This window comes from Streptomyces pimonensis (assembly GCF_041380215.1).
In the GTDB taxonomy this organism is placed as follows: Bacteria; Actinomycetota; Actinomycetes; order Streptomycetales; family Streptomycetaceae; genus Streptomyces; species Streptomyces pimonensis.
Window position 1 is genome coordinate 80,037 of record NZ_JAHWZY010000009.1, and the last position, 11,904, is coordinate 91,940.

At 70.4% G+C, this 11,904-nt stretch carries 14 protein-coding genes and 1 tRNA gene; 10 read left to right on the top strand and 5 right to left on the bottom strand.

What is annotated here, in order from left to right:
* Positions 1–45 precede the first annotated feature (45 nt).
* Both KYY02_RS11700 and KYY02_RS11705 read right to left on the bottom strand, forming a co-directional pair.
* A complete protein-coding gene (locus tag KYY02_RS11700) occupies positions 46–1,923 on the bottom strand; it encodes an NAD-binding protein (RefSeq protein ID WP_371237956.1) in 1,878 nt (625 codons plus the stop codon).
* A gap of 339 nt (positions 1,924–2,262) precedes the next feature.
* Positions 2,263–2,550, bottom strand: coding sequence for a zinc-ribbon domain-containing protein (locus tag KYY02_RS11705; RefSeq protein WP_371237833.1), 288 nt, complete (start codon positions 2,548–2,550; stop codon positions 2,263–2,265).
* A gap of 271 nt (positions 2,551–2,821) precedes the next feature.
* Between KYY02_RS11705 and KYY02_RS11710 the strand changes: the two genes are divergently transcribed.
* From KYY02_RS11710 to KYY02_RS11750, 9 genes are all read left to right on the top strand, one after another.
* Entirely contained in the window at positions 2,822–3,148 is a 327-nt protein-coding gene (locus KYY02_RS11710; protein WP_371237834.1) for a PadR family transcriptional regulator, read from the top strand.
* The gene (locus tag KYY02_RS11715) at positions 3,145–3,501 is read left to right on the top strand and encodes a DUF1048 domain-containing protein (RefSeq protein WP_371237835.1); all 357 of its coding nucleotides are present in this window, start codon (positions 3,145–3,147) and stop codon (positions 3,499–3,501) included. Before KYY02_RS11710 ends, KYY02_RS11715 begins: the two co-directional genes overlap by 4 nt.
* A 1-nt stretch (position 3,502) precedes the next feature.
* A complete protein-coding gene (locus tag KYY02_RS11720) occupies positions 3,503–3,829 on the top strand; it encodes a DUF1048 domain-containing protein (RefSeq protein WP_371237836.1) in 327 nt (108 codons plus the stop codon).
* A 330-nt stretch (positions 3,830–4,159) separates the two neighbouring features.
* Complete coding sequence (locus tag KYY02_RS11725; RefSeq protein ID WP_371237837.1) at positions 4,160–5,161, top strand: ATP-binding cassette domain-containing protein; 1,002 nt, start codon at positions 4,160–4,162, stop codon at positions 5,159–5,161.
* On the top strand, positions 5,158–5,943 hold the full coding sequence (locus KYY02_RS11730; RefSeq protein WP_371237838.1) for an ABC transporter permease: 786 nt from the start codon (positions 5,158–5,160) through the stop codon (positions 5,941–5,943). Before KYY02_RS11725 ends, KYY02_RS11730 begins: the two co-directional genes overlap by 4 nt.
* A 292-nt stretch (positions 5,944–6,235) precedes the next feature.
* Entirely contained in the window at positions 6,236–6,388 is a 153-nt protein-coding gene (locus tag KYY02_RS11735; protein ID WP_371237839.1) for an LAETG motif-containing sortase-dependent surface protein, read from the top strand.
* A 398-nt stretch (positions 6,389–6,786) separates the two neighbouring features.
* Positions 6,787–8,088 carry a TrkH family potassium uptake protein gene (locus tag KYY02_RS11740; RefSeq protein WP_371237840.1) on the top strand — a complete coding sequence of 434 codons (1,302 nt, stop codon included), beginning with the start codon at positions 6,787–6,789 and terminating at the stop codon, positions 8,086–8,088.
* Between the two features lie 49 nt (positions 8,089–8,137).
* Positions 8,138–8,770, top strand: coding sequence for a potassium channel family protein (locus KYY02_RS11745; RefSeq protein ID WP_371237841.1), 633 nt, complete (start codon positions 8,138–8,140; stop codon positions 8,768–8,770).
* 1 nt (position 8,771) lies between these two features.
* Positions 8,772–9,332 (top strand): tyrosine-type recombinase/integrase, encoded by a 561-nt coding sequence (locus KYY02_RS11750; RefSeq protein WP_371237842.1) that lies wholly within the window; start codon positions 8,772–8,774, stop codon positions 9,330–9,332.
* 69 nt (positions 9,333–9,401) lie between these two features.
* Here the strand turns inward: KYY02_RS11750 and KYY02_RS11755 are convergent.
* The 3 genes from KYY02_RS11755 to KYY02_RS11765 all read right to left on the bottom strand — a co-directional run bounded on the left by KYY02_RS11755 (position 9,402) and on the right by KYY02_RS11765 (position 11,291).
* Positions 9,402–9,475 (bottom strand) — tRNA-Pro (locus tag KYY02_RS11755).
* 33 nt (positions 9,476–9,508) lie between these two features.
* The gene (locus tag KYY02_RS11760; protein ID WP_371237843.1) at positions 9,509–10,294 is read right to left on the bottom strand and encodes a Pr6Pr family membrane protein; all 786 of its coding nucleotides are present in this window, start codon (positions 10,292–10,294) and stop codon (positions 9,509–9,511) included.
* 55 nt (positions 10,295–10,349) lie between these two features.
* A complete protein-coding gene (locus KYY02_RS11765) occupies positions 10,350–11,291 on the bottom strand; it encodes a metallophosphoesterase (protein ID WP_371237844.1) in 942 nt (313 codons plus the stop codon).
* A 103-nt stretch (positions 11,292–11,394) separates the two neighbouring features.
* Here KYY02_RS11765 and KYY02_RS11770 point away from each other — a divergent pair, with 103 nt between their 5' ends.
* On the top strand, positions 11,395–11,859 hold the full coding sequence (locus KYY02_RS11770; RefSeq protein WP_371237845.1) for a GatB/YqeY domain-containing protein: 465 nt from the start codon (positions 11,395–11,397) through the stop codon (positions 11,857–11,859).
* The last annotated feature ends 45 nt before the right edge of the window (positions 11,860–11,904 follow it).

The window sequence follows — 11,904 nt, forward strand, 5'->3', positions numbered from 1 at the left end:
GCAGACGTGGGCGGGCGAGGCCCACCCGGCGCCCAGCGGCAAGCGCTACGTCGCGCTCCGCGCCCGCGGTCCCAACAGCTCCGCCAGCCCCCGCCGGGTGGCGGCCAGCACCACCCGGTCCTCGGCGCGCAGCACGTACGTGTCGGGGAGGTCCCACACCAGCCCGGACCCCGGCGCTCCCTCCTCGCCGGAGGCGGACCCCGCCGTGTCCAGCGCCAGCACCCGCCAGGCCCCCGCCCGGAACGCCTCCCCCACCGTCCGCCCCTCCAACGGTGCGCACCCGCCCACGACGACCGCCGCGAACAGCAGCACCCGCCGTTCCACCGGGATCGCCCCCAGGATCTGCCGCCCCATCATCGCGCCGGCGAACGCGGGCGCGGCCAGATGCGAGACACTCCGGCTCCGCGTCAGCGCAGAGGGGTGCGCGGTCCGCAGCGTCCGGTACACCGCCTTCGCGAAGTCGTCGTCGTACAGCCGCAGCACCACCCGCAGGTCGGGCCGTACGGACCGTGCGTACAGCACCGACTCCAAATTCGTCGTGTCCGCGCTGGTCAGGGCCAGTAACGCGTCCGCGCGGTGGATCTTCGCGGCTTCCAGGACCCCCTCCTGCGTGACGTCCCCCAGCACCACCGGCACCCGTAGCCGCCGCGCCACGGCCATGCCCCGCGCCTCCGGGTCGGCCTCGACGCACACCACCGGAATGTGCAGCTCCCGCAGCCGCGTCAGTACCCGCGTCCCGATCTTTCCCAGTCCGAGCAGCACGATGTGCCCGCTCAGCCCGCGCGGCGGCTTCCGCAGCGCCGACGCCGTGCGGAACGTCCCCAGAGCCTCCAGCACCGCCGCCAGCAGCACCGGCAGCAGCAGCACCCCCACCAGCATGGACAGCAGTTGCAGCACCTGCCGCCCGGTGCTCTCGTGGTGCGCGGGCTCGTTGATCGCGAAGAGGTCGAGCAGTGTGACGTACGTGGCGTGCAGCGGGTTGTCCCGTGCCACCACCGTCAGCGCGACGGCGAGCGCGACCACCGCCGCCACCAGCCCCGCCAGCGACCACCGCAAGCGTGGCGAGAACAGCGAGGCGAACGGCGGTCCGCCCCGTCGGGTCGGCAACGGGGGCCCGGAGTACGACAGTTGCTCCAGCACCACGGTCCCCCGCCCGGTCGCCGCCGCAACCGCCGCCGCATCGGGCAGCAGCCGCGGCCCCTGCTCGCCGCTGTCCTCCGAACCCTCGTCCCCCGCGGGGTCGTTGCTGGTGGCGGAGAGCAGTGCGAGGGTGCACAGACCCGGGTCGGCCACCTCGCCCGGGCCCGGAGGGCGGCGCTCCACCGCCCGCAGCAGCAGCCCCTCCGCGTCGACGACCTTGCCGCTGCCGACGAGCGCGGTGGCGACCAGTGCGGGCGCGGCCGTGTCGGCGTCGGACAGCACGGTGGTGGAGATGTCGGCCCCATCGGTCCCACCGCGTCCCGGTGCGCCGTCGCCGCCCGTCAACCCGGCTGCCTGATCGAGCAGTTCCTCGATGTACTGTCCGAGCCGCCGGTTGTACAGCCGGAGGACGAGCCGCAGCCGGGGGTTGAGCCGGCGGGCGGTCAGGGCGGCACGGATGTTGGTCTCGTCGTCGTCGTACACCAGCGCCAGCGCGGCGGCGCGTTCCACCCCGGCCCCGGCGAGTACGGCCTCGGTCGGCTCGGCGGCCTCCACGACCCGCTCACCGGGCGCCAGGGTGTCGCCGGACCCGCCGTTGCCCCGGTTGACCACGGTCACGACCCGGTCGATCAGGGCCACGGAGGCCGCACGGGCCCGCCCGGCCATCGGCTGCCGCACGCCGCGCCCGGTCGGCGGCACGACGAGGGTCACCTGCTCGCGGTACACGCCGCGCAGTTCGGCGGCGAGCCGGTGCGCGAGCCCGTCGTCCCCGCACACCACCATGTGCGCCGACGGGTCGCTCGGCAGGGCCGGGTTGGGAAGGAAGCTCACCACAGGGGAAGAGACTGCCTCATCGTGGCGGGTGGTTCCAGGCCGCGCCCTGCCCTCCGCACCGAGGGGGAGGGGCCCGGGCGCGGCCCCGTTCGCTCGCGCCCGTACGTACCGGAGGCACACCCGGCTCGTGGCCCTCACCACATCTCCCCCGAGCGGAACGGAGGAACCGGAGGACGGCCGGGAGGAGGAGACGCACGACGAGGCGTCCCGCCACCTCGCCTCCCCGAACCGGTCCCGGTCCCGCAGGACCCGTACGACGAGGCGTGGAGCGGCGTGGACCGCGGCCGGCTACGGCCGGTAGGGCTGCTGCTGCGCCTGCTGCCCGTACCCCTGACCGCCGCCGAGGGCCTGCGCCTGGAGCTGCTCGGCCTGTTCCCCGGTCACCTTCTGCTCCGCGCCGCAGAAGGTGCACTGCGTCGCGTACTTCGTGGAGACCGGGAACAGCGGCACGAAGAACAGGGTGAACTTGGTGACCCGCTTCCTGAGCGTGTGCGCGGCGGGGTTCCCGCACTGCGCGCACACCAGCGTCAGTATCGCCAGCTGGTGCAGATACCCCTTGGTGCCAAAAATGATCATGTCGTCGATCCTTCCCGGGCCTCGGTTCCCCGAACCACCACACCAGACGGCGACCGCGGTCGGCAACGTGACCGGTCGCAGCACTGCCGCACCTGTGCGGTCCTCGTCCTGGTCCTCGGTTCCTCGGCGGCATCCGTGTACGGCTACGGCCGGTTCTCCGCCACCGTGGAAGGCCGCCGCCCGCCCGGTGACGCCGCCCACTAGTCAGTGCTACTGTGTAGTGGTACTCAGTACTACACAGTACTGTTGGGCCGAGGAGGGCAGGCTCACGATGGACGACCTGACGGAGATGCTGAAGGGCACGCTCGAAGGGTGCGTGCTCCAGATCATCGGCAGCGAGGAAACCTACGGGTACGCCATCACCCGCCGGCTGAACGAACTCGGCTTCGTCGACGTCGTCGAGGGGACCGTGTACACCATCTTGCTGCGCCTGGAGAGGAACGGACTCGTCCAAGTGACGAAACGGCCGTCCGGGGTCGGTCCGCCGCGCAAGTTCTACGCCCTCAACGACGCCGGACGCGAGGAGCTCGCGAAGTTCTGGACGAAATGGCAGTACGTCTCATCACGCATCGACAGACTCAAGGAGGGTGAGGGATGAACTTCTGGGAGAAGATCACGGGCAGTGATCTCACCAGGGACTGGAAGGCGTTCGAAGCCCGGGCCGAGGCCCTGCCGGACGACTACCGGGCGGCGTGGGGACAGATCAAGGCACACCTCCTTCCCCATGGGGACTTCACCGGCCGCAACCTGACGCCGATCATCGACGCCGCCTTGGGGCTGCTCGAGGAGACGGCGGCGGACGGGCAGAGCGTCCACGAGGTGCTCGGCGACGACGTCCGGGGCTTCTGCACGGCGCTGGCCGGTGGAGAAGGGGCCCGGACCTATCGCGACCGGTGGCGCGAGCAGTTGAACAGGAACGTCGCGAGGAAATTGAGCCGGCTGGGAGGCTGACGTGGGCATCCAGGACATCATCGAGGGCAAGAAGCAGTGGCGGGCGCACACGGCGCGGGTCAAGGCGCTCCCGCCGGACTACCAGATCGTCTACAAGGAGATGCAGAAGTACCTGTTCAAGGTCGGACCGGTCGACCTGCACGACGGACCCCTGCTGCCCGGGATCGTCGATTTCTTCGAGGAGGGCGTCGCCGCGGGCAAGGGGGTCCTGGAGCTCATCGGCACGGACGTGGCCGCTTTCTGCGACGAGCTGGTCAAGGACTCCCGCACCTATGCGGACGTCTACCAGGAGTCCATCAGCGAGGAACCCGGCACGACCGGGAAGTGACACCCAACACCTCGTGCGAGCGGTGCAGTCCGCCCACGCGGTTCGTTCGCCCCGGCACAGTACGAACGGACGCGGGCCGGCCGGCCCCGGAACCCGCCGCGGACCCCGTTCGTCGAGGTGATCGAGCCCGCCGGGAGATCTGACCCGGCCCCGTCGACGCCCGGCGGGCAGTTCCCCGCCGACGCCCCGGCGGACAGTTCCCCGCCGCCAGGCCGTTCGACGCCGTTCCCCGGGCGCCACGCCTGGCGTGCAGTCGCTGCCGGTCGCTCGGTCCAAGTCCGGAACAGCTTCCGTTCCCCCTGTCTCTCCAGCCTCCGAAAGGAAGCCGCGATGCCTTTATTTGTCATGCCCACATTCGATCAAGAGGGTGGTCGTCCGTCGCCCGCCGCCGTCTCCGCCGTCGGACTACGTAAGTCATACGGCGAAAAGCTCGTCCTCGACGGCATCGATCTGCACATCCCGGCCGGGTCCGTGTTCGCACTGCTCGGCCCGAACGGCGCAGGCAAGACCACCGTCGTCAAGATCCTGTCCACGCTCGTCACCGCCGACGAAGGCGAACTGCACGTCGGCGGACACAACCTGGCCGACGCCCCGCAGGCGGTCCGGGCCGGAATCGGTGTCACCGGGCAGTTCTCCGCCGTGGACGACCTGATCACCGGCGAGGAGAACATGCTCCTGATGGCGGACCTGCACCACCTCCCCCGTGCACGGGGGCGGCGGGTCGCCGCCGAGCTGCTGGAGCGGTTCGACCTCACCGGGGCGGCGGAGAAGCCCGCCTCCACCTACTCCGGCGGCATGAAGCGCCGCCTCGACATCGCCATGACCCTGGTCGGCAGCCCGCGGATCATCTTCCTCGACGAGCCGACCACCGGCCTCGACCCGCGCTCCCGCCACACCATGTGGCAGATCATCCGCGAACTGGTCACCGGCGGCGTCACCGTCCTCCTCACCACCCAGTACCTGGAGGAGGCCGACGAACTCGCCGACCGCATCGTGGTGCTGAACGACGGCAGGATCGCCGCCGAGGGGAGCGCCGAGGAGCTCAAGCGCCTCGTCCCCGGCGGACACGTCCGGCTCCGCTTCACCGACCCGGCCGACTACCGGTCCGCGGCCTCCGCCCTGTGCGAGGTCACCCGGCACGACGAGGCACTGTCGCTCTCCGTCCCCAGCGACGGCAGCCAGCGCGAACTGCGCTCCCTTCTCGACCGGCTCGACTCCGCCGGCGTCGAGGCGGACGAACTGACCGTCCACACCCCCGACCTCGACGACGTGTTCTTCGCCCTGACCGGCGGCGCCAACGTCCCGGACCAGCCCAAGGAGTCCGCCCGATGAACTCCCTCTCCCTCGCCGTGCGCGACTCGTCCACGATGCTGCGCCGCAACCTGCTGCACGCATGGCGCTACCCGTCAGGGACCCTGAACCTTCTGCTCACGCCGGTCATGATGCTGTTGCTCTTCGTCTACGTCTTCGGCGACGTGATGAGCGCCGGCATCAGCGGTGGCGACCGCTCCGACTACCTCGCCTACATCGTCCCCGGCCTGCTGCTGATGACCGTCGGCAGCACCGTGATCGGAGCCGCGGTGTCCGTCTGCATGGACATGACCCAGGGGCTCACCGCCCGTTTCCGCACGATGGCGGTCTACCGGGGGGCCCTGCTCGTCGGGCATGTCGCCGGCGGTGTGCTGCAGTGCGTGATGAGCGTGGTCCTCGTCGGCGCCGTCGGGGTGGCGATGGGCTTCCGATCCACGGACGCCACGGCACTGGAGTGGATCGCGGCGTTCGGGCTGATCACGCTGTTCGCCCTGGCACTCACCTGGATCGCGGTCGGCATGGGCGCGATCAGTCCGAACCCCGAGGCGGCCGGCAATATGGCCATGCCGCTGATCCTTCTGCCGCTCATCTCCAGCGCCTTCATCCCGGCCGACACGATGCCGGGCTGGTTCCAGCCGATCGCCGAGTACCAGCCCTTCACCCCCGCCATCGAAACCCTCCGCGGCCTCCTCCTCGGCACCGGGATCGGCAACAACGGCTGGATCGCGATCGCCTGGTGCGTCGCCCTGATCGTCGTCGGCTCCCGCTGGTCGACGGCGCAGTTCAACCGCGACCCGAAGTAGCCGGGACGATCGCGCTGGTCGCCTTGCGCACCTCGTGCCGCCCCGTCCGCGTGCGGATCTGCCCCCACATGCCCGTGAGCGGCTGCCGGCCGGCCTCGTGTCCCTCAGCCGAGGCCGGCGAACGATTCCACGCGCGGGTCCTGCCGGTGGCTACGCGTAAGCAGAGGGTGACTGCGTCCGCTCCGGCGACGACGGCTGCTACGAGTTCGGCACCCTGGCCGCCGGCTCCACCCCGGCCGACACCGGTGACGCCAAGCCGCAGGGCGGCGCCAAGCCGCTTCCGGTCAAGCCGGTGGGCAACACCCAGATCGACCCGCAGGGCCGCCTCGCCGAAACCGGCTCCAGTTCCGCCCTCCCGGCCATCGCACTCGCAGGCGGCGCCGCCGTCGCCCTCGGTGTCGGCACCATGTTCGTCGCGCGCCGCCGCAAGAGCGCCACCGCCTGACCCCCGCGCTTCACCGGCCATGACCGCAACTGTGGCCGTCCGCACCGGTCACTGAGGTCGCCGGGACAGGCGCCCGACGCCGGGAGGCGGAGACGAGTGAACCGGTGACTCGTCCCTGCCCTCCCGGCGTCGTGCCTGTCGCTGCGCCGGGCGGACATGCGTGCGCGGCCTCGGTAGGGCCAGGGGGAGAGCCGGGCGGGTGGTGACCGCCACCATGGGAGCCCCACGCTTGCGTTCGGCCGCGTTGTCCCGGGTGGACGGAGAACAGGGCCTGCTGCCGAGAGCAGTGGGGGTATTGTCTATCGTCTCCCAGTGCGAACAATCGTGATGCCTTTCCGCGAAGCGGAAGGCCTGTTGTGGTGACTCGGCGATGGCCACGTCTGCGGCATCCGGCGCAGGTGGTCGTGACGGGTTTCGCCGCGGCGGTCGCGGCTGGGACCGGTCTGCTGATGCTGCCCGTGGCCAAGGCCGGTCCGGGCGGTGCGAGTGCCGTGGAGGCGTTGTTCACCTCCACCTCCGCGGTGTGTGTGACCGGTCTGGCCGTTGTCGACACGCCCGGCTACTGGACCGGCTTCGGACAGGCGGTGATCCTCGGGCTCATCCAGGTGGGCGGTTTCGGCATCATGACCTTCGCCTCCCTGCTGGTCCTGCTGGTGTCGCACCGCATCGGCCTCAAGGCACGGCTGACCGCAGCCGCGGAGACCAAGACCCTGGGGCTGGGGGATGTCCGCTCGGTCGTCACCGGTGTGGTCAAGGTCAGTCTGCTGCTGGAGACGGTCACCGCACTGGTACTGACCCTGCGGTTCGGCACCGCCTATGACGAGCCCTGGCCGCGGGCGGTGTGGCTCGGCGTCTTCCATGCCGTATCCGCGTTCAACAACGCCGGCTTCGCCCTGTACTCCGACAGCCTCATGGGCTTCGTCACCGATCCATGGATCTGCCTGCCCATCGCGTTGGCGGTCATCGCCGGCGGGCTGGGCTTCCCGGTCCTGTTCGAGCTGCGCCGCCACGGGCACCGGCCGCGGGCCTGGTCCCTGCACACCAAGATCGTGGTGTGGGCATCCGCGATCTTCCTGGTCGGCGGCAGCGCCTTCATCACCGTGATCGAGTGGTCCAACCCGGCCACCCTCGGCCCTCTCCACGCCCCCGGGAAACTGCTGGCCGGCTTCTTCCAGGGCGTCATGCCGCGTACCGCCGGGTTCAACAGCCTCGACACCTCCCAGATGAATCCCGCGAGCTGGTTGGGCACGGACGTGCTGATGTTCATCGGCGGCGCCAGCGCCGGCACCGCCGGCGGTATCAAGGTCACCACCTTCGCCGTGCTGTTCTTCGTCATATACGCGGAGATCCGCGGCGAGGGCGCGGTCAACATCTTCCACCGCCGTCTCCACGGCGACCTGCAACGTCAGGCGCTGACCGTGGTGCTGCTGTCCGTGGCCGCGGTCGCCGTCTCCACCCTGGCCTTCGTGGTCTTCACCGACCACGGCCTGGACCGGTCCCTGTTCGAGGTCACCTCGGCCTTCGCCACCGTGGGACTGTCGACCGGCATCACCGCGGGCTTGCCCACCGGTTTGCATCTGCTGTTGGTCGCGCTGATGTTCATCGGACGGCTCGGCCCCATCACCGTCGCCTCCGCGCTCGCCCTGCGCAGCCGCGTCCGTTTGTACGACCTTCCTGAGGAGCGACCCGTCATTGGCTAGGAAAGCCAGCCCCAAGAAGCGACGCACAGGCCCGGGGAGTTCTGTTGTCGTGATCGGCCTGGGCCGCTTCGGCCGTGCCCTGGCCCTGGAACTCATCGACGAGGAGACCGAAGTTCTCGGCATCGACGAGAACGCGGAAGTCGTCCAGGCGCTTTCCGGGGCCCTGACCCATGTCGTGCGGGCGGACTCCACCAAGGAGGACGCCTTGCGGCAGCTCGGCGTCCATGAGTTCGAGCGTGCCGTCGTCGCCATCGGCACCGACCTGGAAGCCAGCATCCTCACTGCCTCGCTGTTGATCTCCTTCGGCATCGAGAACGTCTGGGCCAAGGCCACCAGCGAAGCCCACGGCCGCATCCTCGACCAACTCGGCGTCCACCACGTCGTCTACCCCGAGCACGACATGGGTCAGCGCGTCGCCCACCTCGTAAGGGGCCGCATGCTCGACTACATCGAATTCGAGGACGACTTCGCCATGGTCAAAACAAACCCGCCCGCCGACATCATCGGCCTCCCCCTGTCCAACAGCGCCGTCCGCACCCGGCACGGCATCACCGTGGTCGCCATCAAGCGCCCCGGCGAGGGCTTCACCTATGCCACTCCCGAAACGGTTGTCGAAGCGGACGACACCATCATCGTCGCCGGACGCACCCGGGCGACCGAGCGGTTCAGCGAACTCCAGTGAGATGTTCCGGCACGCCCTCACCTGGAACCCCGTCTTCCCGAAGACGGGGGATGGCGTGCCGCCGCACGTCGCGGTGTGGCGCTCCGTGCGCAAGCACGGCGACACGAAGACCAGGAAGAGCCGGCGGGCCACCGCTCCGCCGAAGCAGGTGCTCGACGTGCTCGAAGAGCACAAACGATGGCAGCAGCAGGAGCGGGCATCGAGGGGGATGGAGTGGAGTCCGACCGGCCGTGTCCTCACCACCCGGAGCGGCGAACCGCTCGACGCGGCGAACGTCCGGCGTGACTTCAAGTCCATCGTGAAGAAGACCGGCCTGAAGCCGGAGTGGACCCCGCGGGAACTCCGGCACAGCTTCGTGTCGCTGCTTTCCGACCACGGCATCCCGCTGGGGACCACCGCCCTTTTGGTCGGTCACAGCAGCCAGGCCACCACAGAGGCGGTCTACCGAAAGCAGCTCCGGCCCGTGATCACGAAGGGTGCTGAAGCGATGGACGACGTCTTCGCCGAAGAGCAGGAAGGGGAGGACACAGCAGAGCAGGAAGAGGGCGACGCGGTGGCCTGATCAACTTCGTTTGGCCCCAGACACGTCAGAGCCGACATAGGAACGTTCCTATGTCGGCTCTGACCAGTGTCGGGGTGGCGGGATTTGAACCCACGACCTCTTCGTCCCGAACGAAGCGCGCTGCCAAGCTGCGCTACACCCCGATTGTCGCTGCTCTCGCGGCGACGACGTTTACTTTAGCCCACTGGAAGCCGGAGACGAAATCCGGTTTTCGAGGGGCGGCGGACCGGGTTCGGGCGGGCGTGGTCCAGGGCCACGAGGAGGACGGCCAGGGCGTAGAGGGCGAGGCCCAGGAGGAGGGCGTTGGCGAGGACGTTCCGGTAGCCGTGCCGGGCGACGTCGAAGAAGGGGTAGAGGTAGCGGGCGGGGGAGCCGGTGAGGAGTTCGCCCCGGGCCAGGGTGAAAGCCAGGTAGACCAGGGGGAACAGCATCCAGGTGGCGGTCCGGCGGAGGCGGAGGCGAGCCGGCGGGGAGAGGAGGAGCCAGTCCAGTACCGCGGCGACGGGGAGCACCGTGTGCAGGGTGCGGGCGGCGAGTGGCTCCAGACGGCCCGTCCCGGCGGTCACGTCCGTCGTCGGGAAGGGCGGGGGCGCGTCCGCCAGGAGGACGTGGTGGGTCAGGAACGCCATGATCACGTAGAGCAGGGCCGCTCCCGTGAGCGCTCCCGGCAAGGGGTGGCGGGCGCTCCAGGCGCGGCGGGCCGAGGCGAGCATGACCAGGGCCATGAGGAGGGCGCTCTGGACCGTGAAGTGGCTCAGGACCCGGGCGGGACCGCCGAGGAGGGTCTCCACCAGTACTGCCCCCGCTGCCAGCAGCGCCAGGAGCAGGCGGTACGCCGCCGTCAACGGGCGGCGTACCAGGGGGACGACGGCTCTGGCGGGGGCGAAGAGCGCGGTCGGCGCCGGATGTGTACGCGGCAGGGCGGGGAGGCCCGGGAGGTCCCTGGGTATCGGGGCGGTCATGCACCCCAGCGTGGGCGGACGTCCGCTCCGCGGCGATGCGGGTGAGCCGTTCGGGCTACCCGAGGGCTCCCTGCTCGCGGCCCACCAGGGTCAGCAGCGTCGCCTCCGGGGGGCAGGCGAAGCGGACCGGGGTGTAGCGGCTGGCGCCGCAGCCCGCGGAGACGTGGAGGTAGGACGTGCGGCCCTCGGAGGTGTGCGTGGACAGGCCCTTCACGCGGTCCGTGTCCAGGTCGCAGTTGGTGACCAGGGCGCCGTAGAAGGGGATGCAGAGCTGGCCGCCGTGGGTGTGGCCGGCCAGGATCAGCGGATAGCCGTCGGCCGTGAAGGAGTCCAGGGCGCGCAGGTACGGGGCGTGGACGACGCCCATCGAGAAGTCCGCCGCGTTTGAGGGGCCGCCCGAGACCTCCGCGTACCGGTCGCGCTTGATGTGCGGGTCGTCCAGGCCGGTCAGCTCGATCGACGCGTCCTCGATCTTCAGGGTGCCCCTGGTGTTCGTCAGGTTCAGCCAGCCCGCCGCGTCGAAGCCGTCCCGCAGGTCCTCCCACGGGTTGTGGACCACACCGACCGCCTGTGCGTTGCCGTTCAGACCGTGGCGGCCCTGGACCTTCTCGACCAGGTAGCGGGCGGGGTTGCGCAGGGTGGGGCCGTAGTAGTCGTTGGAGCCGAAGACGTACGCGCCCGGGAACTCCATCAGGGGGCCGAGCGCGTCGAGGACCTCCGGCACGCCCTCGGGGTCGGACAGGTTGTCGCCCGTGTTGAGCACGAAGTCGGGGCGCAGGCCCGCCAGGGAGCGCAGCCAGCGCTGCTTCTTGCGCTGGCCGCCGACCATGTGGATGTCGGAGACCTGGAGCACGCGCAGGGGGCGCATCCCGGACGGGAGGACGGGGACGGTCACCCGTCGGAGGCGGAAGGAGCGGGCCTCGAAGCCCGCCGCGTACAGCAGCCCGGCGGCGCCGGCCGCCGTGATTCCCAGGGGGATCTTGTATCGCGCGCGCATGCTTCCATCGTGTCAGACCCGGGCGGACGCTCCGTACGCCCGTGGCCGCAGGGCCCTTCGAAACAGCAGGCGTTCCGCCGTGCGCACCTGCGACAATCTAGCCATGACCACGCTCAAGTCGAAGCTGCAGGAAGACCTCAACGCCGCGATCAAGGAGCGCGACGAGCTCCGCTCCTCGACGCTCCGGCTGACGCTCGCCGCGATCACCAAGGAGGAGGTCGCGGGGAAGGAGAAGCGCGAGCTCTCCGACGACGAGGTGCAGAAGGTGATCACCCGCGAGGCGAAGAAGCGCCGTGAGGCGGCGGAGGCCTTCGCACAGGGCGGCCGCCCCGAGCAGTCCGAGCGGGAGAAGGCGGAGGGCGAGGTGCTGGCGCGGTACCTGCCCAAGCAACTGTCCGACGAGGAGCTGGACGCGATCGTCGCCCAGGCCGTGGAGGAGGCGAAGGCGGCGGGTGCGGAAGGGCCGCGGGCCATGGGCGCCGTGATGAAGATCGTGAACCCGAAGGTGGCCGGACAGGCGGAGGGCGGTCGGGTCGCCGCCGCGGTGAAGAAGCTGCTGGTCGGCTGACCGGCGGTTCCCGCGCCGGGTGCGAGGTGCGGTGCGGTCGGCCGG